Annotated in this window: 27 protein-coding genes, 1 tRNA gene and 1 rRNA gene; 12 read left to right on the plus strand and 17 right to left on the minus strand. The window is 65.4% G+C overall.

The window, feature by feature from the left end:
* The first annotated feature begins 49 nt into the window (after window positions 1-49).
* Window positions 50-171: ribosomal RNA gene (gene rrf, locus QA600_RS17170) — 5S ribosomal RNA — on the plus strand.
* A gap of 192 nt (window positions 172-363) precedes the next feature.
* Here rrf and QA600_RS17175 read toward each other — a convergent pair.
* Window positions 364-663, minus strand: coding sequence for a DUF4242 domain-containing protein (locus QA600_RS17175; protein WP_278293168.1), 300 nt, complete (start codon window positions 661-663; stop codon window positions 364-366).
* 148 nt (window positions 664-811) lie between these two features.
* Between QA600_RS17175 and QA600_RS17180 the strand changes: the two genes are divergently transcribed.
* Together QA600_RS17180 and fer are read left to right on the plus strand one after the other, a co-directional pair.
* Entirely contained in the window at window positions 812-3,028 is a 2,217-nt protein-coding gene (locus QA600_RS17180; protein WP_278293169.1) for a CDC48 family AAA ATPase, read from the plus strand.
* Window positions 3,029-3,094: 66 nt separating this feature from the next.
* Window positions 3,095-3,577 carry a ferredoxin Fer gene (gene fer, locus QA600_RS17185; RefSeq protein WP_278293170.1) on the plus strand — a complete coding sequence of 161 codons (483 nt, stop codon included), beginning with the start codon at window positions 3,095-3,097 and terminating at the stop codon, window positions 3,575-3,577.
* A 39-nt stretch (window positions 3,578-3,616) separates the two neighbouring features.
* Here fer and QA600_RS17190 read toward each other — a convergent pair whose 3' ends face one another.
* Together QA600_RS17190 and QA600_RS17195 are read right to left on the minus strand one after the other, a co-directional pair.
* A complete protein-coding gene (locus tag QA600_RS17190) occupies window positions 3,617-4,174 on the minus strand; it encodes a hypothetical protein (protein WP_278293171.1) in 558 nt (185 codons plus the stop codon).
* Window positions 4,175-4,268: 94 nt separating this feature from the next.
* A complete protein-coding gene (locus tag QA600_RS17195; protein WP_278293172.1) occupies window positions 4,269-4,553 on the minus strand; it encodes a metalloregulator ArsR/SmtB family transcription factor in 285 nt (94 codons plus the stop codon).
* 94 nt (window positions 4,554-4,647) lie between these two features.
* Between QA600_RS17195 and QA600_RS17200 the strand changes: the two genes are divergently transcribed.
* Entirely contained in the window at window positions 4,648-4,950 is a 303-nt protein-coding gene (locus tag QA600_RS17200) for an amphi-Trp domain-containing protein (protein WP_005557869.1), read from the plus strand.
* Between the two features lie 2 nt (window positions 4,951-4,952).
* Window positions 4,953-5,723 (plus strand): class I SAM-dependent methyltransferase, encoded by a 771-nt coding sequence (locus QA600_RS17205; protein ID WP_278293173.1) that lies wholly within the window; start codon window positions 4,953-4,955, stop codon window positions 5,721-5,723.
* 37 nt (window positions 5,724-5,760) lie between these two features.
* Here the strand turns inward: QA600_RS17205 and QA600_RS17210 are convergent, their stop codons facing one another.
* Entirely contained in the window at window positions 5,761-7,479 is a 1,719-nt protein-coding gene (locus QA600_RS17210; RefSeq protein WP_278293174.1) for a PQQ-binding-like beta-propeller repeat protein, read from the minus strand.
* Window positions 7,480-7,485: 6 nt separating this feature from the next.
* Entirely contained in the window at window positions 7,486-8,388 is a 903-nt protein-coding gene (locus tag QA600_RS17215) for a hypothetical protein (protein WP_278293175.1), read from the minus strand.
* A gap of 383 nt (window positions 8,389-8,771) precedes the next feature.
* On the opposite strand from QA600_RS17215, the gene QA600_RS17220 reads away from it, so the two are divergent.
* Window positions 8,772-9,848, plus strand: coding sequence for an ABC transporter substrate-binding protein (locus tag QA600_RS17220; RefSeq protein WP_278293176.1), 1,077 nt, complete (start codon window positions 8,772-8,774; stop codon window positions 9,846-9,848).
* 39 nt (window positions 9,849-9,887) lie between these two features.
* Complete coding sequence (locus tag QA600_RS17225) at window positions 9,888-10,718, plus strand: ABC transporter permease (RefSeq protein WP_278293177.1); 831 nt, start codon at window positions 9,888-9,890, stop codon at window positions 10,716-10,718.
* Window positions 10,719-10,750: 32 nt separating this feature from the next.
* Here QA600_RS17225 and QA600_RS17230 read toward each other — a convergent pair whose 3' ends face one another.
* From QA600_RS17230 to QA600_RS17240, 3 genes are read right to left on the minus strand one after another with little or no spacing between them, the layout of a single operon-like run.
* Window positions 10,751-11,527, minus strand: coding sequence for an ABC transporter permease (locus QA600_RS17230; RefSeq protein WP_278293178.1), 777 nt, complete (start codon window positions 11,525-11,527; stop codon window positions 10,751-10,753).
* On the minus strand, window positions 11,520-12,263 hold the full coding sequence (locus QA600_RS17235; RefSeq protein ID WP_278293179.1) for an ABC transporter ATP-binding protein: 744 nt from the start codon (window positions 12,261-12,263) through the stop codon (window positions 11,520-11,522). The genes QA600_RS17230 and QA600_RS17235 overlap by 8 nt, the downstream gene beginning before the upstream one ends.
* Window positions 12,260-13,525 (minus strand): ABC transporter substrate-binding protein, encoded by a 1,266-nt coding sequence (locus QA600_RS17240; protein WP_278293180.1) that lies wholly within the window; start codon window positions 13,523-13,525, stop codon window positions 12,260-12,262. The genes QA600_RS17235 and QA600_RS17240 overlap by 4 nt, the downstream gene beginning before the upstream one ends.
* A gap of 507 nt (window positions 13,526-14,032) precedes the next feature.
* On the opposite strand from QA600_RS17240, the gene QA600_RS17245 reads away from it, so the two are divergent.
* The 3 genes from QA600_RS17245 (at window position 14,033) to QA600_RS17255 (ending at window position 16,187) form a co-directional block, all read left to right on the plus strand.
* Window positions 14,033-14,212, plus strand: a complete 180-nt coding sequence (locus tag QA600_RS17245) for a hypothetical protein (protein ID WP_005557889.1) — start codon at window positions 14,033-14,035, stop codon at window positions 14,210-14,212.
* Window positions 14,213-14,418: 206 nt separating this feature from the next.
* Window positions 14,419-15,294, plus strand: a complete 876-nt coding sequence (locus QA600_RS17250; protein WP_278293181.1) for a hypothetical protein — start codon at window positions 14,419-14,421, stop codon at window positions 15,292-15,294.
* A 161-nt stretch (window positions 15,295-15,455) separates the two neighbouring features.
* Window positions 15,456-16,187, plus strand: a complete 732-nt coding sequence (locus tag QA600_RS17255; protein ID WP_278293182.1) for a zinc-dependent metalloprotease family protein — start codon at window positions 15,456-15,458, stop codon at window positions 16,185-16,187.
* 190 nt (window positions 16,188-16,377) lie between these two features.
* Here QA600_RS17255 and QA600_RS17260 read toward each other — a convergent pair whose 3' ends face one another.
* A complete protein-coding gene (locus tag QA600_RS17260) occupies window positions 16,378-17,118 on the minus strand; it encodes a hypothetical protein (protein WP_278293183.1) in 741 nt (246 codons plus the stop codon).
* 136 nt (window positions 17,119-17,254) lie between these two features.
* On the opposite strand from QA600_RS17260, the gene QA600_RS17265 reads away from it, so the two are divergent.
* A complete protein-coding gene (locus tag QA600_RS17265) occupies window positions 17,255-18,055 on the plus strand; it encodes an SDR family NAD(P)-dependent oxidoreductase (RefSeq protein WP_278293184.1) in 801 nt (266 codons plus the stop codon).
* A gap of 45 nt (window positions 18,056-18,100) precedes the next feature.
* Here the strand turns inward: QA600_RS17265 and QA600_RS17270 are convergent, their stop codons facing one another.
* The 4 genes from QA600_RS17270 to QA600_RS17285 all read right to left on the minus strand — a co-directional run bounded on the left by QA600_RS17270 (window position 18,101) and on the right by QA600_RS17285 (window position 21,381).
* Window positions 18,101-19,345, minus strand: a complete 1,245-nt coding sequence (locus QA600_RS17270; protein ID WP_278293185.1) for a saccharopine dehydrogenase NADP-binding domain-containing protein — start codon at window positions 19,343-19,345, stop codon at window positions 18,101-18,103.
* 131 nt (window positions 19,346-19,476) lie between these two features.
* Entirely contained in the window at window positions 19,477-19,719 is a 243-nt protein-coding gene (locus tag QA600_RS17275; RefSeq protein ID WP_278293186.1) for a hypothetical protein, read from the minus strand.
* A gap of 269 nt (window positions 19,720-19,988) precedes the next feature.
* A tRNA-Glu gene (locus QA600_RS17280) sits at window positions 19,989-20,063 on the minus strand.
* Window positions 20,064-20,172: 109 nt separating this feature from the next.
* Window positions 20,173-21,381, minus strand: a complete 1,209-nt coding sequence (locus QA600_RS17285) for a helix-turn-helix domain-containing protein (protein WP_278293187.1) — start codon at window positions 21,379-21,381, stop codon at window positions 20,173-20,175.
* 123 nt (window positions 21,382-21,504) lie between these two features.
* Here QA600_RS17285 and QA600_RS17290 point away from each other — a divergent pair, with 123 nt between their 5' ends.
* Entirely contained in the window at window positions 21,505-22,083 is a 579-nt protein-coding gene (locus tag QA600_RS17290) for an MBL fold metallo-hydrolase (RefSeq protein ID WP_278293188.1), read from the plus strand.
* Here QA600_RS17290 and QA600_RS17295 read toward each other — a convergent pair.
* The 4 genes from QA600_RS17295 to QA600_RS17310 all read right to left on the minus strand — a co-directional run bounded on the left by QA600_RS17295 (window position 22,080) and on the right by QA600_RS17310 (window position 25,065).
* Window positions 22,080-22,916, minus strand: coding sequence for an ATPase (locus tag QA600_RS17295; RefSeq protein WP_278293189.1), 837 nt, complete (start codon window positions 22,914-22,916; stop codon window positions 22,080-22,082). The genes QA600_RS17290 and QA600_RS17295 overlap by 4 nt on opposite strands.
* Window positions 22,913-23,182, minus strand: coding sequence for a DUF5827 family protein (locus tag QA600_RS17300; protein WP_278293190.1), 270 nt, complete (start codon window positions 23,180-23,182; stop codon window positions 22,913-22,915). The genes QA600_RS17295 and QA600_RS17300 overlap by 4 nt, the downstream gene beginning before the upstream one ends.
* Before the next feature lie 762 nt (window positions 23,183-23,944).
* Window positions 23,945-24,547: a superoxide dismutase gene (gene sod / locus QA600_RS17305; protein ID WP_278293191.1), complete on the minus strand. Its 603-nt coding sequence runs from the start codon at window positions 24,545-24,547 to the stop codon at window positions 23,945-23,947.
* 146 nt (window positions 24,548-24,693) lie between these two features.
* On the minus strand, window positions 24,694-25,065 hold the full coding sequence (locus tag QA600_RS17310) for a hypothetical protein (RefSeq protein ID WP_278293192.1): 372 nt from the start codon (window positions 25,063-25,065) through the stop codon (window positions 24,694-24,696).
* Between the last annotated feature and the right edge of the window lie 136 nt (window positions 25,066-25,201).

Below are 25,201 nucleotides of genomic sequence, written 5' to 3' on the forward strand. Positions count from 1 at the left end.
TCGGCGACCGACAGTGGTCTAACGACGGTTCGATTCCGTCGGTCGGCATTACAGCGGCCACAGCGGCGAGGTACCTCCCGTACCCATCCCGAACACGGAAGATAAGCTCGCCTGCGTTTCGGGGAGTACTGGAGTGGGAGACTCTCTGGGAAATCCGATTCGCCGCTCCCTTTCATACACTTCAGTTACCGAGAGTCGAAACGCCGACCACGGTAGCCGTTATCCTTCCCACCAAGAGCGGTCAGCAGACTCGCTGTCGGTCGAAACAGACGTTGCCTACGATCGACCACGTACGATATCGCCAAGAGTCGAGTGTCCGCGGAGCAATCGCTTCGCTCCGACTGGACACCAGCGAGACCGGTGCTACTCGCCCTCGAGCGGCTCCCCTCGCCGGTCGATTCGCGTCGCCGGGAGGCCCGCTCGCTCGGCGTGTTCGCGAACGGCGTCCGTGTCTTCGGCTCGATAGTGACAGAAGGTGCCCGTGATCTTTCCGTTCTCGTTCGTCAGTACTTCGGAGTCGACCCACCGGATTCCGACCCCCTCGTCGCGGAGTTCCTCGAGAGTCTCTCCGGACTGTTCGCCGGCGGCCTCGAGTTCGGATTCCGTGATTGGGTCGTCGAGCGCGCGGAGGATCAGGTAGTCCTCTAAGTCTCTGTCTGTCATGTTCCATGTTATCTCTCAACGTCATCTCTGATAAGCATTCGTTCGATCCGGACGGACCGACTATGCGACCGTTCGGACCTCGACCCAGCAATCGATCCAAACGTTCTTGCCTTCGAGCGTGACACGTTACCAAAGGACGACTCTATCGATGAAACTCACCGTCAAACCGCTCGCCTCGAACCAGCGGGAACGCTCCGTTGCCGTCCTCGAGCGGGACGTGATGAATTCGCTCGGTGTCGAATCCGGGGAGTACGTCTCTCTCGAGGGACCGACGGGTGAATCGGCCGTCGTCGAGGTGCTGTCGCGCCCGTCCGAGGAACTGGCGGAGCGCACGATCCGTCTCGATCGGGAGCTCGCGAAGCGACTCGACGTCGATACGGGAGAACGCGTTCGGGTCGAACCAGCCGAGGTCAGGTCGGCCGAACGGGTCTCGATAGCGTTACCCGACGACGTTTCCTCTGCCGAGGCGCTCGAGTTCGCTCAGCGAGATGCCCTCGTCGGCCGCGTCGTTTCAGACGGGGAGACGGTACGAATTGACGCCGAACTCTCCCGATCCGTTCCGATCGAAGTCGTCGACGTCGATCCGGCCGATCCCGCCGTCGTCGAGGAGTGGACGTCGATCGTCATCGCGCCCGAACCGGCGGCGGTCGACGAGGAGGACTGCGATGCGACGGATCCCGCGGTGACCTACGACGACGTCGGCGGCCTCGAGGACGAACTCGAGCAGGTTCGGGAGGTCGTCGAGTTGCCGATGCGATATCCCGGCGTTTTCGATCGACTCGGCATCGACCCGCCGAAGGGAGTCCTCCTGTACGGACCGCCGGGGACCGGGAAGACGCTCATCGCCCGCGCGATGGCCAACGAGGTCGGCGCCCACTTTCAGACGCTTCGGGGCCCGGAGATTGTCTCGAAGTACCACGGCGAGAGCGAGGAACGGCTCCGAGAGGTGTTCGAGGAGGCCAAGGAGAACGCCCCGGCGATCGTTTTCATCGACGAGATCGACGCCATCGCGCCGAAACGGGAGGACGTCGGCGACGTCGAGCGCCGGATCGTCGCCCAGCTGCTCTCCCTGCTCGACGGCGGTGACGACAGAGGCCAGGTCGTCGTCGTCGGGACGACGAACCGCGTCGACTCCGTCGATCCCGCCCTCCGCCGCCCGGGCCGGTTCGACCGCGAGGTCGAGATCGGCGTGCCGGACGCCGACGAGCGAGCCGAAATCCTCGGGATCCACGCGGCCGACGTCTCTATCAGTGACTCGATCGACCTCGAGCGCTACGCCGAGCGCACCCACGGCTTTGTCGGGGCGGATCTTGAGAACCTGATCAGGGAGAGCGCAATGTGTGCGCTGCGTCGGCTGCGAGCCGACTCCTCGAGCGATTCCATCGAACTGTCGACCGACCGACTGGACGCCGTCGAGATCGATGAATCGGATCTCGAAGCGGCGGTACGCGAGATCGAACCGTCGGCGATGCGAGAGGTGTTCGTCGAGGTGCCGGACGCGACCTGGGAGGACGTCGGCGGGCTCGAGGAGGTGACGCGAACTCTCCGGGAAACGGTTCAGTGGCCCCTCGAGTACGCCGACGCCTTCGACCGCGTCTCGCTGCGTCCGGCGACCGGGGTCCTGCTATACGGCCCGCCGGGGACCGGGAAGACGCTGCTCGCACGGGCCGTCGCGAACGAGGCCCAGTCGAACTTCATCTCGATCAAGGGGCCCGAACTCGTCGACAAGTACGTCGGCGAATCCGAGCGCGGGATTCGCAACGTCTTCAGCAAGGCCCGCGAGAACGCGCCGACGGTGCTCGTGTTCGACGAAATCGACGCCATCGCCGGTACCCGGAGCGACTCCAGCGAGACGGCGGTCGGTGAACGCGTCGTCAGCCAGCTCCTGACCGAACTCGACGGGCTCGAGGAGCTCGAGGATGTCGTCGTTCTCGCGACGACGAACCGACCGGATCGGATCGACGATGCGCTCCTCCGGGCGGGGCGGTTCGAGCGACACGTCCGCGTCGGGGAGCCCGACGAGGCGGCCAGACGGGAGATATTCGAAATCCACCTTCGGGATCGCCCGCTCGCGGCGGACGTCGACCTCGGGACGCTCGCCGAGCGGACCGAGGGCGCCGTCGGCTCCGATATCGAGGGCATCTGCCGGACCGCAGCGATGAACGCCGTTCGCGACTACGTCGAGGCGTCCGTCGGCGGTGAGCGAAACGACTCGATCGACGGAGAAGCTGGAGCGACGACCGGCCTCGAGACCCTCGAGCTTACGGCCGATCACTTCGAGCGGGCCCTCGAGACGGCCGACGAGGAGTCGCCCGAGGAGTTCGCCCAAAGGGTCGACGAGTTCGACGCGTTCGTCGACGGCTGAACCGGTCGGAACCGAGAGCCGGAGGTGACCACCGATGCTAAGTACATGCACGGCTAGTGGTTGTGTATGTCACACAACCTCCCTCACGTCAGGCTCGGCGAGGACGCCGCGGAGCGCGGTGACAGCGACGGCGAGGAGGGACCCGTCCGAACCGTCGAGTACCTCAACTACGAGATCCTGAGCGAGCAGGGGTGGGACCTGGACGACGACGATCTCTTCGAGAAGGCGGCGGCGGCCGATCTCGAGGGGGACGACTACGGTCGGATCGAAATCACCGGTCGACGGTACATCCTCGACGCCGCCGAGGATCAGGGGTTCGAGTGGCCCTACGAGTGTCGCGCCGCCTCGTGTGCGAACTGCGCCGGCATCGTCTACGAGGGCGACGTCGAGATGGATATGGATCTCATCCTCACCGACGAGGAGGTCGAAGAGCGGGGGATCGTTCTCACCTGCCAGGCGCTTCCGGCCAGCGACGAGGTAAAGCTCATCTTCAACGCGATGTACCTCGACTACCTGCAGGATCGGGTTATCGGCGTCCGAGAAGTTTGACGTTCTCCGACGCCGAAGGCCGGAACGATCGCCGACGGGTCAGGATTCGAGTTTCTCGATGGCCTCCTCGAGCCGCTTCGAGGGCGACTGCTCGGTGACGATCTGGTCCTGGCGGTAGGCGTCTATCGGGTCGGTGTCGACGTCGACGTTGGCCTCGGCAAGCGCGTCGAGTGCCGTCGCGAGCACGACCGTCTGGTACTCCAGTTGCGACTCGAGTTCGTTGACCTGCTCGAGCGTCCGCTCGGAGAGGTCGGTGAGCGACGCCGAGTACTCCGAGAGGTTCGCTTCGGCCTGATCGAGCCGTCGCTCGCCGAGGCTGATCGTCGCGAAGTTCTCGAGTTCCTCGACATCCTCGGACATCTGCGTGAGTTCGGACTCGACCGTCTCGAGCCGGTCGTCGACGACGCGCTCGATATACTGATCCATCGTCGTCGCCTCGGATTCCGCCTCCGCGCTCGAGTCGGACGACTCGGACGCGGTCTCTTCGACCGGTTCGTCCGCGGCGACCGCCCCGTTCTCGTTCGTACACGTGAGTACGTGACTCTTGTACGGACCTGGTGCCGGGTACTCCTCTCCACAGTGTGCACACTCTGGCATACGGGCACAATCAACATGGTAATGTAAATAGCTTTAGCTACCGCTTCGAACTCGAAGCGAAGCGACGAACGTTGACTGGAGACATGTCCCCTCGTTACGCTGACTCGTCGGACTGCTCTCTGGTCTGAAGGATGAACGTCCGTTCTGGCGGCGGCGCAGCGTACAGTTCCACATCGCTGACGAGGCGGTAGTACTTGCGATTCCCGCGTCGGTAGTGGTCGACGAGTCCCGCCTCTTCGAGCACCCCGAGGTGGTGGACGGCCGACTTCCCGTTCATCCCTACGGCTTCGGCGAGTTCGGAGACGTACTTCGGCTCCCGGGACAGCTCTCGAATGATCTTTAGCCGTCGAGTGTTCCCCAGCGCCTCGAGCAGCGTCATGAACTACCGTACACGCAGCCGATAGTTGAGTGTTCCGTCACCTCCCGGACGCCGTCACGCACATTTATGTATCGACGGCGTGGTACACGTCACCATGACGAACAACGTCGAGTTCCCCGACGACGACGATCCCGAGCGGAGGGTCATTACGGACGGCTTCTTCGAGCAGGAGATCTACCTCTCGCGAACCGAGACGGCGAGCTTTCTCCGCGAGATCGCCGACGCCCTCGAGAACGACGCGTCGCTGACGATCTCGGGCAGCAGCTGGGAGATCCCCTTCGAGTACCGAGAGCCGATCGAGGTCGAGATCGAGTTCTCCGGCCAGCGAACCTCGGAGCTCGAGATTGAACTCGAGTTCGAGGAAGCCCACGGCGGGAGCGATCTGAGCGTCGAGTGAGTGTGCTCGGACCCCGGTACTACTTCGGCGTCTACCACTGGCGGCGACGGTTCCGATCGCTCGCGCTCGCGGCGGTCGCGATCGCAGCTGCGGCCGTCGTCGGGAGCCGAACGCGGTCCCGAAGCCGGCGGGCGGCTGCGTCGCTCGTCGCCTCAGTCGCGGCCGTTCGCGGGCTCCGAACGCTACGTCGGCTGGTGGGCCCGACGCCCTGGTCGCTCGAGCGAGCGAAGTACGACGCCCTCGCGAGCCGACTGCCGCTCGACCGGGCGGATCGGGTTCTCGACGTCGGCTGCGGCACGGGCCGATCCCTCGTAGGGATCGCACCGCACGTTCCGGACGGAACGGACGTCGTCGGTCTCGACGTCTTCGACGACCGCGTCATCCTCGGGAACGGACCGCGATTAGCGCGGCGCAACGCCGACCGCGCCGGGATCGACGTCGAGCCGGTAGCCGGCGACGGGGCGACGCTCCCGCTGCGAGACGGCTCGGTCGACGTCGCGACTGCCTGTCGGGTGCTGCACGATCTTCCGGCCTCGAGCGCCGAGGACGCGCTTTCGGAGCTGCGACGGGTCTGTGCGGCCGACGCAACGGTCGGCGTTCTCGAGCTCCCGCTCGTCCCCGACGACGCCGCGGGCGATCCCGACCCGGAGGCGTACTGGGTCGATCGTGTTCTCGAGGCCGGATTCGAGATCGAGACGCTCGAGCGCCTCGAGCTGGCGGGTCGGGCGGAGCCGTACATCCTCGTGGTGGCTCGGCCGAACACCGGTTGCTGACCGATCAGCGGGCCAAAAAACGAACGTCGTCGGTCGCTCACTCCGACAGCGAGAAGACCGCCAGGCGCGTGTCGCGGCCGCCGGCGCCGCGCCGGAGCCAGCCGCTGCCGCCGACCTGGATCGCGACGTACTGTTTCTCCGTCTCGGGGTCGTACCAGCTCATCGGGCTGCCGGCGATCGACGCCTCGCCGAGGTCGTACTCCCAGAGGCGGTCGCCGCTCTCGCCGTCGTAGGCGATGAAGTCGCCGTTCTGGGTGCCGGTGAAGACGACGCCGGTCTCGGTCGTCACCATGCCGCCCCAGATGTATGCCTCGCTCTCGATCCAGTCGCGCCAGACCCGCTCGCCGGTTTCGGGGTTAATCGCGACGATGGCGCTGATCTTCCCGTTGTACTCGTCGGGAACTGCTTCGGTCTGGTCCTCTAAGATTCCGCCCCAGTACTTTTTGCCCTCCTCGTACTCCTCGAAGCGCCACCAGGCTTCCTGGGGCGAGTTGTTCATCTTCATGTACGCGAGCCCGGTCTCGGGATTGTAGGCTGGCGGTTGCCAGTCGTTGCCCCCCATCGCGCCGGGCATGAACGGCATCCGACGTCCCTCGTCGATGTGCGGGATCATCCGGTACATGTTCAGCTGCTGGACGCCGGGTTCGCTGCGTTCGATGAGCTCGCCCGTGTCGGCGTCCATCGTGTAGAGCCAGGCGGTCTTGCCCGCGGAAACGACGACGTCTTTCGTCGTGTTGCGGTGGTCGATCTCCATATCCCGGATGAGGATCCGCGGTGCCGCCGAGTCGTAGTCCCAGACGTCGTGTGCGACCTCCTGGTGGGCCCACAGCCGTTCACCGGTGTCCATATCGAGCGCGAGCGTCCCGCAGCTGTTGCGGTTCGGCCCCGGACGGACGGAGCCGTCGAAGTCCGGACCCGGGTTACCGATCGGCAAGTAGAGTCGCCGCTTCTCGACGTCGATCGTCGCGTTCATCCAGTTCGTCGCACAGGACTGGTTGATGCTGTCGCCGACCCACTCGGTCTCGGGTGAGGTCCAGGTGTGCCACAGCTCCTCGCCGGTCTCGGCGTCAAGCGCCTTGTGGAACCCGCGAACGCCGTACTCGCCGCCGGCGCTGCCGGTGAAGATCATTCCGTCGAACGCGACCGGCGCCCAGGTTGCGGAGTACCCCTCCTCGTGGTCGGCGGTCGAGGTGTACCACTCCTCCTCGCCGGTGTAGCGATCGAGAGCGACGACGCCCGAGTCGAGCGTCGTCATGAACACCTTGTCGCCGTAGGCGGCGACGCCGCGGTTGTTGTCGTCACAGCAGAGCACGACGTCCGAGGGGACGGCGTACGTGTAGCTCCAGAGGATGTCACCCTCCCGAGCGTCGATGGCCTTGACGTGGTTCGGGCCGTTCGACTGATACATGATCGGCGGATCGCCCGGCACGATCAGCGGCGTCCCCTCCATGCTCGAGCCGGCGCCGACGTCGAGCATATACTCTACCTCGAGGTCGGCGACGTTGTCGGGCGTGATGACGTCGGCCGTCGTCCGGCGGTGTTGTTCGTAGTTCCCGCCGTAAGTGAGCCAGGCCTCCGGGTTCTCACCCGACTCCTGGATCATCTCGTTTGTGACGTCGAACTCCTCGATCCGATCGACGTCGTGCTGGTGTGTTACCGATTTCTCGGGGGATCCGAGCACGCGGAACCCCTGGTCTGTCTCCCTAACAACCGTATCTTTTGCGGCCTGTACGGCCCTGTCTTCTTCGAGTGACATTGATGATTACCTCGCTTCGGATGGCGCACGCATCTCTTCCGTGATCCAGAACATGTTCTTGCAGATCTCCTCCTGATTGACGATCATGATCGCCGCACCGGCGGTGATCGCGGCGGTCAGCTGCGAGTCGGTCAGTCCCTCCTCGCGGGTGATATCGAGCGCCGCCTGCGCCAGCAGGTGGAACCCGCCGAGCAGCGCCTTGATATCCCAGTAGCCGTCGTCGAGAATCTCGTCGGTGACGAGAACCCGGTTCTGCCAGAGGTGGACGTCCAGTGCGTCGACCCAGAGCAGCGTCCCGCCGGCCGCCCGCTGGTGGAGCGGCGGAACGTGTTCGACGCCGAACTCCACCTCGGCGGGGATCTCCTTCGTCGGGACCCACCGAGCGAGCCGGTCGTTGTTGTTCGTGACGTCCATGACGAGCGCGATTCGCTCTTGCTCGTCGAACCCGAGCGCCTCGAGTTCGGCCGTCAGCTCGTCGGTGGCGATCAGCTCGTGGGCCGTCCCCTCGATGTGTTCCGGCGTGAACCGCGGCAGATTCGCCTCGAGACTCTCGAAGAAGTCGACGTCGACGAGATGGTCGTAGATCTCCCAGCCGGGTTCGGCGAGTTCGCGATAGAGCACCTCCGCTTCGGTCTCACCCTCCGGGATTCCCTGTTCCCGGACCTCCGGCAGGCGCTCGAGCTGTCTCGAGAGCTCCTCGAGTTGCGTCTCGAGCAACTCGGCGTCCAGCTTCCCCGAGAGATCGCTCCGAATCGATTCGCCCATCGAGGCGAACTCGGGATCGTCCGTCCGCTCTACCTCGTCGCGCAGCCGCTCGATCGTCAGCTGATCGCCGTCGCGGACCTCATCGACGTCGAGCGTCCGGGCTAGCTGTCGTTGTGCCTCGTCCGTAATCTGTGCCGTCGTCATGTGTCACGCTCCCCGTCATCCGTTATGCGTCCCGTGGTTTCATCTACCATGCGTTGTGTGTGGCCAACGTACACGATCTTAGACCTTATTATAATAAATCTATAATTAAACCTCGAAATTATGCGCTCTGGAGCGTCTCTGTCGACTCTCCGATAACAACGAGGCTATCGATTCGCATAGTGCTGGGTCCTGTCGCGGGAGAGTCGTCGACACTATGATAGAAATCAGCCATTACCACGTCTCGAATCGTGTCAACGGGCTGCCTACTACAGCGAAACGGAGTACGAAGTCGGCCGGTTGGTAGCGGTTCGGTACTCGAGCACTTAAACCTTAATCCAAATGATTTATACAGTCTTTCGTTGACAGCCACTACTGGTGAGAGTGTGAATTACACACAAAGTACGCGACGTGGGGTCCTCGCCCTCGGTGGCGCGGTCGCCCTCTCGGGGTGTGCCGGTCGGCTCAGCGGGAACGGGGACGGCGATCCGTCCGCGGAGGACGGGGTCGCGGTAGAGTCCGTATCGCTACTGCTCAACTGGAACATAGGTGGACTTCACACGCCCTACGTTGCCGCCCGCGAGAACGGGTTCTACGAGGAGGAGGGGTTTACCGACGTCGAGTTCGAGAGCGGCGATGGCTCCGACTTCGCAGCGAACCAGGCCGGACTCGGCAACACCGAGTTCGCGATCTCGAGCGGTGACCAGATCCTGACGGTCAACAGCAACGAGCTGTCCCCGCGGGCGGTCGGCATCGTTATGCAGCGAAACCCGAACGTCGTCTTCGCCGACCGCGAGGGGTTCGGCGAACTCACCGACCCCGACCAGCTCGAGGGCGTCACGGTCGGGAGCGGTCCGGGGATGGTCCGGACGATGACCGAGGCGTACCTCGATCATCACGACCTCCTCGACACCGTCGAGTACGTCGACGCCGGCTTCGACACCGTCCAGCAGCTGCTGGCCGGCGAGATCGACGTGGCGGGCGGCGTCTTCAGCGACGTCGTCGACGCCAGACACCAGGACCGGGAGATCGACGTCCTCGAGATCGAAGACGCCGTCTCCTCCTACGGCCACCTGATCACGACTGACGAATCCTTCGCCGAGGAGAACCCGGACACGGTCGAGGCGTTCCTCCGGGCGACCGCGAGGGGCGCCGTCTGGGCGGCCCAGAATCCGGACGAGGCGATCGACCACCTCGTCGACGTCCAGCCCGAACTCGAGGAGACCCGGGAGAACCAGGCCGACAAGTGGGAGGAGATGTACACCGGGTACATGCTCTCGGAGACGGTCGAGACGGAGGGCTGGGGAGCGAGCGCTCCGGAGCCGTGGGAGGAAACCCACGACGTGCTCGCCGACGGCGACGCCCTCGAGAACGAGGTCGACCCGGCCGACGTCTGGACGAACGACTACCTCGACGCCGAGGACGAGTACGTCGCGGAGTTCGCCGACCGAATCGATGAGTAGCCGGCCCGCAGCACCCGAGAGTCGAGATCAACGCCCCGCATGATCGACGAGCAGGCCGACCGACGCGGCGGGCGACGGCTCGAGCGGGTCCCGAGCAGTCGCGACGTCCTCGAGGGCTCCCAAACGGTCGTCCACGGGCTCGTGATGCGGCTGCTCCCGCCGACGATCGTGTTCGTCCTGTTGCTCTTGGCGTGGCACGGCGCCGTCGTCTACTACGACGTGCCGACGATCGTGTTGCCGTCGCCGGCCGAGGTCGGGGCGACGCTCGCCGAGACGTATCCGACGCTGCTCGGCGACGCCGCCGTCACGGCGGCAACGGCTGGAATCGGACTCGTCGCCGGCACCGTCGTCGGCGCCGGCCTCGCCTTCGCGATGATCGGCTCCCGTCGAGCGGCGAGCACGATCCTCCCGTACGTCGTCGCGCTCCGCATCGCGCCGGTGATCGCGATCGCCCCGCTGTTGTTCCTGTGGTTCGGCCGCGGCGTTCCCGCCCGAGCGCTGGTCGTCACCACGCTGACGGTGTTCCCGATCACGATCGCGACCCTCGACGGGCTTCGCGGCACCCCGGAGTCGTATCTCGAGCTACTGCGGACGGTCGACGCGTCGCCGACGGCGGTTTTCGTCCACGTTCGGATCCCCGCGGCCGCACCGAGCGTCTTCGCCGGACTCAAGATCGCCGCGACGCTGTCGGTCATCGGCGCGGTCGTCGCCGAGTTCGTCACGCTCAACGCCGGGCTCGGCTACCGGGTGTTCGAGACGGCGGCGTACCTCCGGACCGCGGAGACCTACGCCGCGCTGGTCGTCCTCTCCGTGGTCGGTATCGGCTTCTATCTCGTTCCCGTCGCCCTCGAGCGCGCGTTCTGGCACTGATCGTGACACGGTTCCCTGGTTCTGAACGGGCGTCAGTCGAGGGTCTCGAGCCCGAGCCGTTCGTGGACGCGTCGCTGGACGAGGACGACGATCCCGTACAGCGCCAGTCCCACGAGCAACAGGACGACAAGCGCCGCGAGCATGACGTCGGGGCGAACGTTCTCCGACCCCATCAGGATGAGAAATCCCAGCCCGTTGTCGGCGACGACCCACTCCGCGACGACCGCGCCGACGACCGCGAGGGTCACCGACTGTTTCAGGCCGGCGAAGATGTCGGGGACTGCGTAGGGAACGTCGACGTACAGAATCCGCTCGATCGGCCCGGCGTCGACCGACCGCAGCAGGTCGTGGTGGGCCGTCGGCGTGCGATCGAGCCCCGCCGCGGTGTTCAACACGAGCGGGAAGAAGGTGATGAGCGCGACGAAGACGATCGCCGTCGTCATTCCCGTGCCCAGATAGATGAGCAACAGCGGGGCGATCGCGAGCTTCGGCAACACCCGGACCGTCACGAGGTAGGGATAGACCGCCCGGCGAAACCACGGGACGTACGCGACGAAGGCGGCGAGGGCGATTCCCGCCCCGATTCCGACCGCGCCGCCGTAGACGACCTTCTCGAGGGTAAACAGCGCGTTCACGAGGTACAGCTCCGGATTGCCGGCCAGCCGCGCGACGACGGCGTCGGGAGCGGGAAGGAGAAACGGCGGGATGTCGCCGAGGGCCGTCAGCGCCCACCAAAGTGCAACGCCCGCACAGAGCGCGCTCGCGGGGTAGACGGCGCGACTTCCGCCGACGCCGATCCGTTCAGTCATAGCTCTCGTGCAGCGTCCGGCGGACGGCCGCAACCTGTTCTTGGAACGCCCCCGAGCCGAGCGATTCCGTGTCCCGGGGTTCAGGAAGGTCGATGTCGAACGTCGCCTCGATCCGTCCCGGCTGATCGCGCATCACGACGCACCGATCACCGAGGAACACCGCCTCGGGGACGCTGTGAGTGACGAAGACGATCGTCTTCCGCTCGCGACGCCAGAGCGACCTGATCTCGACGCCGAGCTCGTCGCGGGTGATCTCGTCGAGTTCGCCGAACGGCTCGTCCATCAACAGCACGTCCGCCCCGAGGTGGATCGCTCGAGCGATGGCGACACGCTGTTTCATCCCGCCCGAGAGCGCGGCCGGCCGGGCGTCCTCGAACCCGTCGAGCCCCATCGTCTCGAGCAACGCCCGCGCGCCCTCGCGAGCCGGTGGCTTGTCGGCCATTTTCCGGAGAAAGACGACGTTCTCGAGGGCGCTTTTCCAGGGGAGCAGCGTGTGTTGCTGGAAGACGAACCCGACGTCGCCCGCCTCCTGTGCGACCGACGGCGATCGGCCGTCGATGGTCACGCGCCCGGTCGTCGGCTCCTGGAGCCCGCCGATCGCGCGCAGCAGCGTCGTCTTCCCGCAGCCCGAGGGGCCGACGACGGTGACGAACTCCCCGTCGTCGACCCCGAAATCGACGTCGGCGACCGCGGTGAACTCGTCGAACGCGATGCCGACGCTCTCGAGGTCGATCACGTTCCCTCCGCGAGCAGCTCCCCCTGCTCGAGCGCCGTTCGGAGTCGATCCCAGGTTCGCTCGCGCTGCCAGCCCCAGCCGCGTTCGCGCGTGTCGTCGCTGTGCCCGAACTCCCGGACCGCTCGCTCGAACGTCTCCCGAACGCGCTCGGGCTCGTCGTCGCCGCGATCGGCGATTCGCGCCGCTGCCGGGTCGGGGTCGCGGGTCGCCTCCCGCCAGCCGCCGGCCGTCCCCGCGAGGAGGGACTCGAGCGACGACCGACGCCGCTCCAGCGCCTGTTCTCGGGCGACAATCGTCGGCCCGTAGACCGGGAAGTGGTCGGTGAGCAACAGCGTGTCGACGGTCTCGCCGCGTTCCTCGAGCTGTCGCGGGTCGGTGATGGAGCCGGTGACGACGTCGGCCTCGCCGGCTAGCAGCGCCGTCCGTTCCTCGCCGGTCGTCTCCTCGATCTCGAGATCCCCCTCGAGGGCCGTCTGGGAGACGAACAGACGACCGAGCACTCCCGTCTCGGAACGGGCGGGCATGCCGATCCGCTGGCCTCGAAGCTGGTCGACGCCGCGAAGCTCCGCGCCGAAGACGTCGCGGGTGGAGTACAGCACCGTCATCGCGCGCTGGTAAAGGACCGCGATCGGTACGATCGGTACGCCGGCCGCCCTGGCCCGGAGGACGGTCGCGGCGCCGGCGACCGCGACGTCCGCCTCGCCGGCGGCGATCCGATCGACCGCGCGTCGGGATCCCTCATGGTGTTCGAACCCGACGCCGACCCCGTACTCGTCGTACCAGCCCGACTCGGCGGCCGCGTACAGCGGAACGTGAAGCCCGTTCGGTCGCCAGTTCAGCGCGACGGTCATCTTCGGCTCGTCAGCCGCCTTTGGCTCCCGGTTCGTCGCGTCCTCCCGGAAGATCTCGTCCGCCCGCTCGAGCAGCGTCGCCGCGTGTCGCTCGTACACCCGACGGCGGCTCGAGGCGAGGTCATCGGTTGGTCGCCACGCCGACGGCGGCCGTCCCTGGTTGACGCTCGCGACCGTGGAGCGCTCGATCAGTCCGTCGGCCTCGAGCCGGGTGACCGCGTCGCTGATCGGCGATCGGCTCAGCTCGGTTCCGACCCGGAGCTGGATCGTCGTCGCGGGGTCGTCCTCGCGGTCGGCCCGCAACAACAGGTATGCCAGGACCCGTGCGGGCGTCCGTCCGAGCCCGACGGCGAGGTCGTCGACGATCGGTCGATCCTCGTCGTCGAGCACCCAGAACGTTCGCGAACGCATTCGTCATAACGGATTATGTGAGACCGCATAATGGTACCCCCGCCGTTCGCTCGATACCAGAGACCGTCCTCAAAAAACTGGGCGTCGCTACCGGTGGTTCGCCGCACGGTGGTCGACTCGCGTCGGCTTGACCTTGCCGTGTTGCTCGAGCTCGTGGGCGTTGAGTCGCCGCTGGAGGTCGGCGCTCGAGGTGACGGCGAAGTACATTTCACACACTGGACACTTATCGACGAGTAGATCGTTCGAACTCATAGTAGTAGTCTTCGGAGTCGAGTACGCGGTTTTCGGAACGTTCGACAGTCGTGCAAGGGACTCAGGAAGAATGACGAACCTCATTGCGTGAGCCGGTCCCTTTTTACCGGGATCGAGTGCATCCGATACCGCGGTATGCGGCACCCTGAGGGCTGAGAACAGTCGAACCGGTGATTGCTAGCGAACCGCTTTCGTCATCGGGCACGGCTACTGGCCCGTCCGAGGATTCATTACTGTGGTAGACAATAGCTACCTATGGATCCGTACACCGACGATCTCCGACTGCCGCGGGCCCGCCTCGAGCCGGACACGCGGGCGACCGTTCGCTGTCGGAACTGCCAGGCAACGTTTTCCCGGCGGGACGTTGACCTCCCGACAAAGGGAACGCTTCGGTGCCCCGAGTGTCACTCCGGCCCGATCGACGACCTCGACTGAGGCGGAACGGCGTCCACCGGTGCCGACGACGCTACTGGCTGCCCGTGGACAGGCAACGCAAGGTCGGTAGCCCGCCTGACAACGCTATCGAGTCCGTCACTGGGCAGGACCTCGAGAAATCTGGGTACGGTCTCGTCGAGGGCAGATCGTTCGAATCCGTCGCGAACGTTTTTGCCGTACAGCGTGGTACCCTCTCACAGTACCCAATGCGCCTCTCTCCCATAGATGTCGGATCCGTTCGACAGCCGGAGTACACGGGCGAGAACCGCTGTCTACCGTGTACGGCCGTCAACGCGGTGATCGCACTCGTCCTGGCGGCGACGCTGGGAATCGTTACGACTAGCCTACTTGGGGTGGTCGCGCTCGGCGGCTTCCTCGCGGCGATCTACCTCCGTGGCTATCTCGTCCCGGGAACGCCGGCACTCACTGAGCGCTACCTTCCGGCGTCGATCCTTCGGCTGTTCGGAAAGGAACCGATCGCATCCCGTTCGCTCGAGGGAACCTCTTCGGAGACGCCCTGGGAGCAACTCGCCGCTGCCGGGGTCGCTGACCGACCGTCCGAGGGAACACTCTCGTTGACCGACTGGTTCCGAGAGGCGTTCCGCGTTGAAGTCAGTCGCCGCGAGTCGGCGCCGGGAGCCGACGACGTCGAGGCGCTCGCAGCGGTCTCCGAGGCCGTCGAACGCGGGCCGCGGGCATACTCGATCGATGGCAACCGGCTCCTCCGCTGGGAGTCCGACGCCGCGCTCGTCGCCGACGCCGCGTCCGCGTCGGTCCTCCGTGAGACGGTCGATGACTGGTCGGATCTCGAGCGTGACGACCGCCTGGCGCTTCTCGAGCGGATCCGGCTCCTGCTCGAGCGCTGTCCGAGCTGTGACGGGCCGGTCGATCGAAACGACGAACGGATCGACCCGTGCTGCCAGCCCCCACACGTCGCCGTCTGGACGGTCTGTCGGGACTGTGACGCCGTCCTCGCGGACGTGACCGCACCCGAAGCGGACGCCGAGGCGTGGGTGGGACTACTCGGAGTCGACACGAACGAACCGACTCGAACCGACGTGCCGGAAGCGGTCGAGGGCTAGTCGAGATCCCGACGATTCGCTCGGCATACCTGCCCGCCGCTCGGGTCTTCTCCAAGGACTCAGTTTCTGCCTGGGTTCGTTCAACCCACTCCACTTGTATTTTAGAGAGACTATTAAATTAAACAGAAGGTATATGATGAATTACTTCATTTTGGACTTGTATGGATCGGCGCACGTTCCTCACGGGGGTCGGGACCGCTGCAGGAGGGGCAGTCGCGTTCGACCGTGGTGTGCGCCGCGTTCGCGCGCCGGAGACGATAACCATCGCCGTCTACCAGACGGACGGGCTCACGACCGGGTTCGAGGAGAGCGGACAGCGACGGGACACGGGTCAGCGCCTCGCCGAATCGGGAGTGCGGGATATTCTCGAACCGCGGTTTGCGAACTCGTTCGAACTGATCGACGAGGCCCTGACCGTTCCGGAGGAGGTGACGACGCTGCCGTCGACGCTGTCGACGTTCGGCGACGAGATGCCGGCCGCGAGGCGGTCGCTCGTGAACTGGGCCAAGTACAGCCGAGCGCGATCGTCCGTCGACAGCCACCTCCTCCTCTCGCACCACCCGGAGATCAGTTCGGGCAACGGTATCGCGTCCCCCGCGATTCTTCCGACGTGCTGTGAACCGATCGACCGCTACGGGATCACCTGGATGGCTGCCGAGGGGACGAACCGCGTCGAGGCGGCCGTCGCCGAGACGATCGCCCACGAGATCGGCCACACAATCGGACTCCAGCACTCCCACGGCGCGAACATCGGTGACGCCATCTCGGTTATGCTGACGAGTTCGTACGCGCGACGCGTCGGTCGAAACCTCTTCGGAGACCGCGTTCAGCCGGCTGATCGTCGGGTCTCCGAGTTGAACGACGATATCACCGATCGCCATCTGCGAGTGTAATCGGGTTCGATCGACGACTCCCCGCTCGGAAATCGACGTCGAGCGCAGAGATACTCGAGCGGTTCCAGCTCAACGTTACAACTGCTCCCGGCTCCGCCGAGTCCACGGCGGAAGCGGCGGTTTCCGGCAGGCCGACGCTCCGTGGCCGAATCGCAGCGAAGCTGCTTTCGCCACCGCTTGATCCACCCTGCTATCTCGTCCGACAGCGGCTGTACTCGACTTCGTCCCCGGTGACGAAAGCGCAGAGTGTCGCCCGTGCGAGATGGCCGTTCCGGCGGACGTGGTGTTCGGTGACGAGAGGGAGGGGAACGGGACGGAACCCGTCGGCACGCATCGAGCGGAAACTGGTGTCCTGTCCGACCGGTGTCTCTCCACGAAACACGGACAGTCGGCCGTCCTCGTCGCGACTGTACCGATACCGGAACGCCGCCGGCTCGGGGCCGGGACAGCGTAACGTTTCGACGCTCTCGAGGACCGCGACGGTCTCGCCGCCGACGTCGAGGACCAGCGAGGGATCGTCGCCGTTTGCGGCCGTTTCGTACCACTCGATTCGACCGGGGGTCCCGAGACAGGCGAAGCTGTCGTCGGTCAGTCCGATCCGGTCCTCGACGGCGTAAAACTGCCTGGCACCGTCGCGTCGGGACGCGAGGAGGAACGGCGACTCGAGAACCTCCCTCAGCTCGTCTTTCGTCCACCGGTCCGCAACGAGTACCGGAACGTGTCCCCGATGCACAGCGGTCGCGATCCTCGAGACGATAGTCAGTGGCGCACTGTCGGGTGGGTAGACGAGGTGCAACGGCGCGTCGACGCCGGCAAACGCCGTCGGGTCGCTGACGGCAAGCGTCGCGTCGCCGTCCGACCGGAGCGTGAATCCTCGGTTCTCGAGATCGTCTGTTATGACGTCGAGGCGACGAGTCGCTGGATGGACCATCACCTCGAGTAGCGGGCCGAGGAGCATAACGCTTCTCGCGACCGAACGATCGAGTTCGCGGCGGGAACCGCGTTCGGATCACGCCACTATTGTTTCGGCTGTTACTATCCCTCCACCGGTCGATCATTCCGAACGTATGCAGGTCACGCTCACCGGTGCGGGCGGCGGAATCGGACGACGAATCGCGACCCGGCTCGCTGAGGCGGGCCACGACGTTCTCTGTCTCGACCGGGATTCGGACCGGCTCGCCGACCTTCCGGCTGCAGTCGACACCGTCCGACTGGACGTGCGGGACGAAATCGCCGTCCGGGAGCTGTTGGCCGACCGACCGGTCGACTGCCTGATCTCGACGGTCGGCTGGTATGAACTCGGCGCGCTCGAGGACGTCTCGCCGGCGACGTTTCGGCGGCATCTGGAGGCGAACCTCGCCGCGGTCCACACGGTGGTCCACGCAACTCTGCCGACGCTTCGTCGTCGCGAGGGCCGGATCGTCGCGGTCGGTTCCGTCCTCGGGAACGTCGCGTTGCCGTACCACGGCGCTTACAGCGCTGCGAAAGCCGGGCTTCACGGGTACGTCGATGCGCTGCGCCGCGAGCTCGGTCCTCACGGCGTCACGGTGTCGCTCGTCGAACCCGGCCCCGTCCGGACGGGGTTGAACGAACGGGCAGCCGAGACGCTCGCGTCCGACCGACAAAGCCCCTACGCCGAGCAGTACGCTGCGTTCGACGGTTACAGTCCGCGGGATGTACGTCCGGAGACCGTCGCCGAGACCGTCACCGAGGCCGCTACGGCGAGGGCGCCGCGCAGCCGATACCGGATCGGACGTCGGGCTCGCTGGCTTCCGCGGCTGTCGGCCGTGCTGCCGGACTGGCTGGCCGATCGGATACTCCGTTCCGGGCTGCCGGGTGGCGTGCTGGGTCGCCTCGTCGACCGGTGAGCCTCGAGCGTGACGGAAACGGGGCCATCCCATCGCCCTCGGTGGTTAGGTGGACACGCTCACGGTTAGCCCGGCATCTCGAAGCCGATCGACGAGCGGCTCGCCGATTCCCGAGGCCGGCGTCAGCACGCCCCCCTCGAGCGGCGTTGCGGTTTCGTTACGGACGAGACACATCGCAGCCTCGCTGAGCATCCGTGCGGTCGCCCCGTACCCCGGGTCGACGTCCGCACGAATCGTTCCCTCGACGACGAACGGACCGTCGGTGGCCGTTCCGCGACCGAGGAGCCGAACAGTGAAGTGCCCGCTCTCGATTCGTTCCCTGCTCGGTCCTTCGCCTGGGTCGGGAAACACGAACCGCTGTAACCCGGCTCGAACCGGATCGATCGCCATTCCGGCAGCCGCCAACCCGAACCCGCCAGCGACGAGGGTCGCGACTGCCCCACCTCGGATTCCGCTTCCGGTCGGAACGGTCTCGGTACAGCGAAACTCGCGACCCCACGGATACTCGAGGAGTGCGTTGGTGCGTCGGATCACGCGCTCGTTCACGGCGGCCATCGGTGACGGTGCGGTCCATACCGATCGCAGCGGGTCCCACTTTGGACGCCGCTGCTCGCCCGAGTCGACACCGGTGCGCTCCCCGGGTGGCGCAAGCGAGTACGGGTTCCGGAGGGCTTGCCGAGCGATCGGATCGGTCGACGCGGCGTCGAACATCGCGACCGCGCTGGCTAGCGTTCCGCCGCTGACGCCGCCGCGCCCGTCCACGTAGAGCCGAACCAGGTCACACGGCGTCCCGAACTCGTCGACCGCAGCCGACTGCACGGCCATCGTCCCGATGTCGGCGGGGATCGAGTCCACGCCGCAGGTGTGGACGATGCGGCTCCCCGCCTCGAGGGCGTCCTCGTGGTACCGGTCGATCATCTCCCGGATCCAGTTGAGTTCTCCCGTGAGGTCGCAGTAGTCGGTTCCGGCCTCGACACACGCCTCGACGAGCGGCGTCCCGTACGTCGTGTACGGCCCGACGGTCGTACAGACGACGCGCGTACTGTCGGCGATCTCCTGAAGACGTTCTCGATCCGTCGCATCGCCACGGACGATCGGGAGCGACTCCCACTGAGCGCCAGCCACGAGGTCGTCTGCGAGCGTTCGGAGCCGGTCCTCGTTTCGGCCACCGAGGGCGAGCGAGAGTTCCTCCGGCGTGTACGTTTCGGTGAGATACTCGGCAACGAGCGTTCCGGTGAATCCGGTCGCACCCCACAGGACGAGATCGTACTGTCGGTCAGTGTTCGACATTGTATCACGCAGTCGGTCCGTAATCGCTTCAAGCGTCGGGTATCGGCGATCACTGAGCCAGCCGTACACTTGCCAGTGAGCCTCCAGCAGCACGACCGACAGATCGCACCCGTTCAGGACATCCGTCTGTCTCAGCCGCCGTGTTTTCGGTACCAGACGCGCTCCCCGACCGGCGATTCGTCGTCGTCGATATCCAACCGACTGAGAAACAGCTCCCGAATCGCGTGGGTGACGACGAGCTCGAGCGACTCTCCGTCCTCGGACGAGACGGTGACCACGCAGTGTCCGTCCCGCTGGGCGATCGACTCGATGGTTCCGGTCGACCAGCGCTCGATATCGTGGGTGGGTTCTCGAGCGTGAATGCGATCGTGCATACTGCTAGCTGGATCGCCGCCGGTGTCTTCCTTTCGTCCACGGCGACCGATCGGATCTCTCGAGCAGTTACGGACCGAAGGTACGCGCCACTGGGTAGTGGACGGTCGAAAACTGCGAAATGGGGACGGGGTGTGCCGACAGGGGTTCGAACCACACGAAGCGCCCGTGGGCTCACGTTTCTCGACTTTTGATCCCGTGATCGAGTTCACGGCTCACGACGGGACCCACACACGTTTTGCGGTGCTCGTCGAGCAGTTTGGCGTAGAAATGCTCCGACAGGGATTCGAACCCTGGTCATTGCCGTGAGAGGGCAATATGATTGGCCGGACTACACTATCGGAGCGTCCGTCTTCTTTCGCCTGCACTCTTTCGTAACGCCGTGTACCGTTTAAGCGTTCCGTTTCGAGCCGGCTCTGTCGAATCCTGACACGGGGTTCGGTGGCGATTGCGCCCTACTCGTCGAACGGCGACTTTGCCGCTTCGGGTTCGAACCCCTCGAGACTGATGATGTTCTCGCGGCCGACACGGAGCTTGCTAATGTCGCCTTCACGTTCCATCTCGGAGAGGAGCATACTGACCTTGGACTTCGACCAGCCGGTTTCCTCGACGATGTTGACCTGCTTCATCCGGCCGCCGTTCTCTTTGATGAGCTTGATAACCCGGTCCTCGTCGGTCAAGAGCTCCTCTTCGGTGAGCGACCCCGGCTCGTCCCGGTCCTTTGGCTCCGTGGCCGCCGCACCCGCCCCCGATGGCTCCGCTCGGGGACCGGTCGGCTCGGCGGTCTCCCCCGCTGAGTCATCCGGTGATGCATCGTCCCGCCTGGTTCGATACCACGCGCCGGCGATGATGGCGCCGAGGACGACCACGGTGGTGCCGAGCATCACCGGCCACGAGAGCAGGGTACCCTCGCCCGAGCCGCCGGTTGTTCCCGCGGTGCCGTCGCTTCCGATGTCGTCGGCGTCCTGGAGCACGATGGAGGGGTGGCCGTCGAGGAACTCCTGCTCGCCGGTCCAGGTCATCGAACTGGCGTTCTCCATCGTGGTGGCGGTGTACTCGCCCGCGGGGTCGGCGTCGGTGAACACGAGGTTGTCACCGGGTTCGACCACGAGCGACTGATCGGAGCCCAGATACATGTTCTGGAACACGTCGCCGACGACGATGCGGTCGTCCTCGACGTCGGCGAACCCGTCCCAGACGAACGACATCTCGATGACGCCCATCGCGCCGGGTCTGTACTCGGTCGACGCCGAGCGGTTGAACGCGGTCGCCTCCATCTCACGGTCGGTCGTCTCCTCGCCGGTGTCAGTCAGCGCCTCGGCCTGATCGGTGAACCGCTCGTAGAGCCCGGTCTCGTCCTCCTCGAACTCCTCGGCGAACGCGCCAAAGGTCGCCTCTTCGTCGTCGTCTCCGAGGCGCTGCTCGTGGCGGAACGTCCAGGTCGCGCTCCCGTTTTCGTGGACGGTGATCTCGAAGGTCGTGCTGTCGAAGCTCTGGGAGTCGAAGTCGTCGGCTGCGTGCTGAGCCGGAACTGCGCTCTCGCGGTCCGTGAGCGACTGCTGGCCCCCGTCGACGGCGCCGGCCATCGCTATCGGGAGGGTGAAGCCAGCGAGCACGACAGTAATGACGAGGATACCGACCCCGACGGGGACCGACCGAGTCATTCGTCCTCTACTACGTGCCGGAGCTAAAAATGCTTGTGAATATCGCGTTCGGTCGCTGATCGCCGCTCGAGCGCCCACACCGAGGTCGACACGCACAAGCCCCCCGCTCCTGTACGGCCCCGTATGGTCACGAACCTCGCGCAGGGCGTGCAGGCTTTCACCAGCAACGTCTACCTCGTCACCGGCGAGCGTACGGTGCTCGTCGATCCCGGCGCGAACTTCGACGTCGTCGGCGCCGTCGAGTCCCACGTCGATGACCTCGACGCAGTCGTGCTCACCCACACCCACCCCGACCACGTCGGGAACCTCGAGGCGGTCAAATCGGCGTTCGGCGTCGAGGCGTGGGGATACGATCCGTCGATCGACGGGGTCGATCACGGGATCGCCGACGGGGAGACGGTTCAGCTGGGCGACCACGAGTACGTTGCGCTCCACACCCCCGGCCACAAGGACGATCACCTCTGTTTTTACTCGGCGGACGCGGGGATCCTCTTCGCGGGCGACCTCGTCTTCCAGAACGGCAGCTTCGGGCGGACCGACCTCGAGGAGGGCGACCGCGAGACCCTGATCGAGAGCATCGATCTCGTCCTCGATCGGATCTCCCCGGAGCTCGCGGAGCTCCACACGGGCCACGGCCCGAGCGTGACGACGAACCCCTACGACCACGTCGAACTGTCGGCGCAGATGGCCCGACAGGCCTAAACCCGGCCGGCGGCCTCGAGCAGAGCGTCGTAGGCGTCGGCGTAGGCCTCGGCGACACGTTCCGGGTCCTCGCGTTCCTCTCCGGCCAGCGGTGGCAGCCGAACCCGTTCGAGTGGATCGAGGTAGTCGAGAACCGTCGGCACTCGCTTCTCGAGGCTGCCGTCTTTCGGACTCGTGCTGGCGATCTCGCAGGCCCGGCAGTACCGATTACCCGGATAGATCCGGGCCCGCCCCGGCTCGACGACCACGACCGCGGCGATCGCCGCGGGATCGAGATCGTTCAGCGGCCGAGCGATGTCGCCGTAAGATTCGACGACGGCGACGTCGGTCGCCTCGAGTTCGGTCGAAAGCGACTCGAACGCCGGCACGTACCGGTCGGCCGTGACGTCGTTGAGCTCGTCGACGGTTTCGACAGGGATCGCCTCCTCGAGGGGCAGCGCCGAGGCGACGGGGTCGGGGACGTCGACGGTGGCGTTGCGGACGTACGTCGGTTCGCCGGCCTCACCCGGAGCACCGATCCGGTCGACGACGAACTCCCGGTCGGTCTGTCCGAGCAGTCCGGCACTGGGGCCGGGACTGGGCCGCCACAGCCGGTGGACGGGGTTGAGCTGTTCCGGCTCGCGTCCTCGGGCCTCCGCGGTCGCGAGTCGCGCAGCATCTTTCCCGTACAGCCGACCGTCGGCGAGCGCGCGCCGACAGTCGTCGTGGTCGAACCAGTAGTCGTTTCCCGCACGGGGTTTGGCGCCGACCGCGCCGGTTCGCTCGAGCAGGCCCGTCGAGAACGTCGTCTTGCCGGCGTCGACGCGATCCGATCCGACCACGAGGAGGATCATTCGTCTTTCAGTCCGTAGAACCCCGGCTCCTCCTCGTCGCGCGGCTCGGCGACGACGAGTTCGTCGGCGTTGGTCATCACCCACGGGATCGCCCAGTCGAGCAGGATGTTCTCGGTCTCGCGGTCGATATCCGCGTCGGGCTCGAGCCCCTGGAGCAGACGCGCGATCTCGTAGACGGTGTACATCTGATCGTCTTCGAACAGCTCCGCGGGCGTGTAGAAGTCACAGGGCGGGAGCTGATCGAACTCGTCTTTCGGAACTGGCATGGGCGTTGCTATCGGCGCGGTGCCACAAGACCGCACCGGTCTCGACGCCGGCGACGGCTCGAGAGGGCTCGCTTCGTCCGCGGTCGGCTCGCGATCCGCGACGCTATCTTTAAACAGCGAGAGAATCCTGCCGTTTACGGCGTTGACGAGACGCAAAGCGTCTCGTTCGCACACCAGAACGCTCCGCGTTCTGGGGACGGGCGTGAATCGCGTCACTCGGCGACGCAACCCACCGGCGGTGGCCTTGTTGAAACCCAAACGTTTAGCACGCACCGTAACGTACGCATTCACAAGGTTTACGCCGACTTCCGGCACTTGCGCGGAAGGACGGGACGCGCCTGAAACCGACGTCCGGGGTTTTCCGGGGCGAAGGTCACCACGGCCCGCCGTACCACGGTACGGCGGGCGCGGGGTTCGCGTCGTTCGCAAGCACGGTAAATCGGCCTGTGTGCCGTCTAAGTGTGACCGAACCGCCTTCGACCGTGAGGTTGACGCCCTGGGTGAGAGCCGGTCGTTGAAAACGACCGGCGATGACACGCTTGGCGATGGGAGCACTCGTGACGGTGCCACAGGACGCTTTCGGAAGAGTGGTGGTGTGAAACCCGCACCTTCGACGTCGAAAGAGACGGTCCTGAAACCTGCTCGGCAACAGGCCGGGTTTCCTCGTGCTGGGGAAGCCCCGTCGTTTACGACGGGGAGGACGTCACTGCCGTCGCTGAGCGAACGAGTGCGATAAAAATACGTGGGTTGCCAGGTCGTCGCTTACTCGAAGTGGTCGAGGCACTTCTCGTACTCTTCTGCAGCCTTGTCCCAGTTGACGACGTCGAAGAAGCCGTCGATGAACTCGCCGCGGTCCGGGCCGTAGTCGTAGTAGTACGAGTGCTCCCAGACGTCGCAGGCGAGGATGGGGTGGGCACCCCACAGCGCGTGGAGGTCGTGGCGGTCGACCTTCAGGTTGCGGAGCTGCTTGGCGACCGGGTCGTAGACGAGCAGTGCCCAGCCACCGGCGCCGCTCGCGGCGGCCTCGAACTCGCCCTTCCAGGCGTCGTAGGAGCCGAAGTCCTCCTCGATACGGTCCGCGAGGTCGCCTTCGGGTTCGCCGCCGCCGTCGGGGGACATGTTCTCCCAGAACAGCGTGTGGAGGTAGTGGCCACAGCCGTTGTGGGTGACGCTCTCCATCGCGGCACCGGACGAGCTGAAGTCGCCGCTCTCGCGGTTCTCCTCGAGGGTCTCCTCGGCGCTGTTCAGGCCGTCGACGTACCCCTGATGGTGCGTGTCGTGATGCCAGGTGACGACCTGTTCGGAGATCGCCGGTTCGAGCGCGTCGTAGTCGTACGGAAGTTCTGGAAGTTCGTGATCAGTCATAAGGACACCTCTATGATCCGTATCGGTAGCTCGCCTGTTAAGCTTTGAGGATGGGAATGCTATCACTTCACAGGGCGAGGAGGCGGTGGCAAACGCCACAACTCCGGTTTCGACCGCTACTGACCGCAGAGAAATGGCCCGTCCGGCTACAGCTCCTTGTGTTTGGCATGCTCGAGCCACTCCTCGAGGGAGGGCTGATTCCAGTAGCGGACGGTGTCACTGCGCCGGTCGTGTTCGAGCAGACTGGTGTCGGTGAGCTTGGGAAGATGGGAGTGTCGGAGCTCCGTTCGGACGTTTTTCCGGTGTTCGTCGAACTCCCGATCGATGTCGCCGGCTTCGGTCTCGAGTCGAACCACCGCGTCGACGAGCTCGTCGACGGCGGCGACGCCGTCGGCGCGCTCGGAGAGACAGTACAGCACGTACCGTCGTCGCCGGTTCGAGAGAAGATCGAAGATCAGATCCAAAGACGGGGGCTCCGCGCTCGCGATCGATCTCGAGCCCTGTTCTCGCTTACGCATTCACGAACCACCTACCCTGAGTTACCATTCGAAACCACCATGCTCGTCTACTACAGCCGATACATTAGATGTTCCGTCTATGTATGCTTCTGGCTCATCTAATTCAATGTATGTTGGTAAACAGAAAAACTCGGTC

It is taken from the genome of Natronococcus sp. A-GB1, assembly GCF_029688845.1.
Classification (GTDB): Archaea; Halobacteriota; Halobacteria; order Halobacteriales; family Natrialbaceae; genus Natronococcus.

Bases quoted from the DNA above. Each gene is read 5' to 3' on its own strand.
- QA600_RS17175 (WP_278293168.1), bottom strand. From the start codon at position 663: ATGACAGACAGAGACTTAGAGGACTACCTGATCCTCCGCGCGCTCGAC.
- QA600_RS17180 (WP_278293169.1), top strand. From the start codon at position 812: ATGAAACTCACCGTCAAACCGCTCGCCTCGAACCAGCGGGAACGCTCC.
- fer (WP_278293170.1), top strand. From the start codon at position 3,095: ATGTCACACAACCTCCCTCACGTCAGGCTCGGCGAGGACGCCGCGGAG.
- QA600_RS17190 (WP_278293171.1), bottom strand. From the start codon at position 4,174: ATGCCAGAGTGTGCACACTGTGGAGAGGAGTACCCGGCACCAGGTCCG.
- QA600_RS17195 (WP_278293172.1), bottom strand. From the start codon at position 4,553: ATGACGCTGCTCGAGGCGCTGGGGAACACTCGACGGCTAAAGATCATT.
- QA600_RS17200 (WP_005557869.1), top strand. From the start codon at position 4,648: ATGACGAACAACGTCGAGTTCCCCGACGACGACGATCCCGAGCGGAGG.
- QA600_RS17210 (WP_278293174.1), bottom strand. From the start codon at position 7,479: ATGTCACTCGAAGAAGACAGGGCCGTACAGGCCGCAAAAGATACGGTT.
- QA600_RS17215 (WP_278293175.1), bottom strand. From the start codon at position 8,388: ATGACGACGGCACAGATTACGGACGAGGCACAACGACAGCTAGCCCGG.
- QA600_RS17225 (WP_278293177.1), top strand. From the start codon at position 9,888: ATGATCGACGAGCAGGCCGACCGACGCGGCGGGCGACGGCTCGAGCGG.
- QA600_RS17230 (WP_278293178.1), bottom strand. From the start codon at position 11,527: ATGACTGAACGGATCGGCGTCGGCGGAAGTCGCGCCGTCTACCCCGCG.
- QA600_RS17240 (WP_278293180.1), bottom strand. From the start codon at position 13,525: ATGCGTTCGCGAACGTTCTGGGTGCTCGACGACGAGGATCGACCGATC.
- QA600_RS17245 (WP_005557889.1), top strand. From the start codon at position 14,033: ATGGATCCGTACACCGACGATCTCCGACTGCCGCGGGCCCGCCTCGAG.
- QA600_RS17250 (WP_278293181.1), top strand. From the start codon at position 14,419: ATGCGCCTCTCTCCCATAGATGTCGGATCCGTTCGACAGCCGGAGTAC.
- QA600_RS17255 (WP_278293182.1), top strand. From the start codon at position 15,456: ATGGATCGGCGCACGTTCCTCACGGGGGTCGGGACCGCTGCAGGAGGG.
- QA600_RS17260 (WP_278293183.1), bottom strand. From the start codon at position 17,118: ATGGTCCATCCAGCGACTCGTCGCCTCGACGTCATAACAGACGATCTC.
- QA600_RS17265 (WP_278293184.1), top strand. From the start codon at position 17,255: ATGCAGGTCACGCTCACCGGTGCGGGCGGCGGAATCGGACGACGAATC.
- QA600_RS17270 (WP_278293185.1), bottom strand. From the start codon at position 19,345: ATGTCGAACACTGACCGACAGTACGATCTCGTCCTGTGGGGTGCGACC.
- QA600_RS17275 (WP_278293186.1), bottom strand. From the start codon at position 19,719: ATGCACGATCGCATTCACGCTCGAGAACCCACCCACGATATCGAGCGC.
- QA600_RS17285 (WP_278293187.1), bottom strand. From the start codon at position 21,381: ATGACTCGGTCGGTCCCCGTCGGGGTCGGTATCCTCGTCATTACTGTC.
- QA600_RS17290 (WP_278293188.1), top strand. From the start codon at position 21,505: ATGGTCACGAACCTCGCGCAGGGCGTGCAGGCTTTCACCAGCAACGTC.
- QA600_RS17295 (WP_278293189.1), bottom strand. From the start codon at position 22,916: ATGATCCTCCTCGTGGTCGGATCGGATCGCGTCGACGCCGGCAAGACG.
- QA600_RS17300 (WP_278293190.1), bottom strand. From the start codon at position 23,182: ATGCCAGTTCCGAAAGACGAGTTCGATCAGCTCCCGCCCTGTGACTTC.
- sod (WP_278293191.1), bottom strand. From the start codon at position 24,547: ATGACTGATCACGAACTTCCAGAACTTCCGTACGACTACGACGCGCTC.
- QA600_RS17310 (WP_278293192.1), bottom strand. From the start codon at position 25,065: ATGCGTAAGCGAGAACAGGGCTCGAGATCGATCGCGAGCGCGGAGCCC.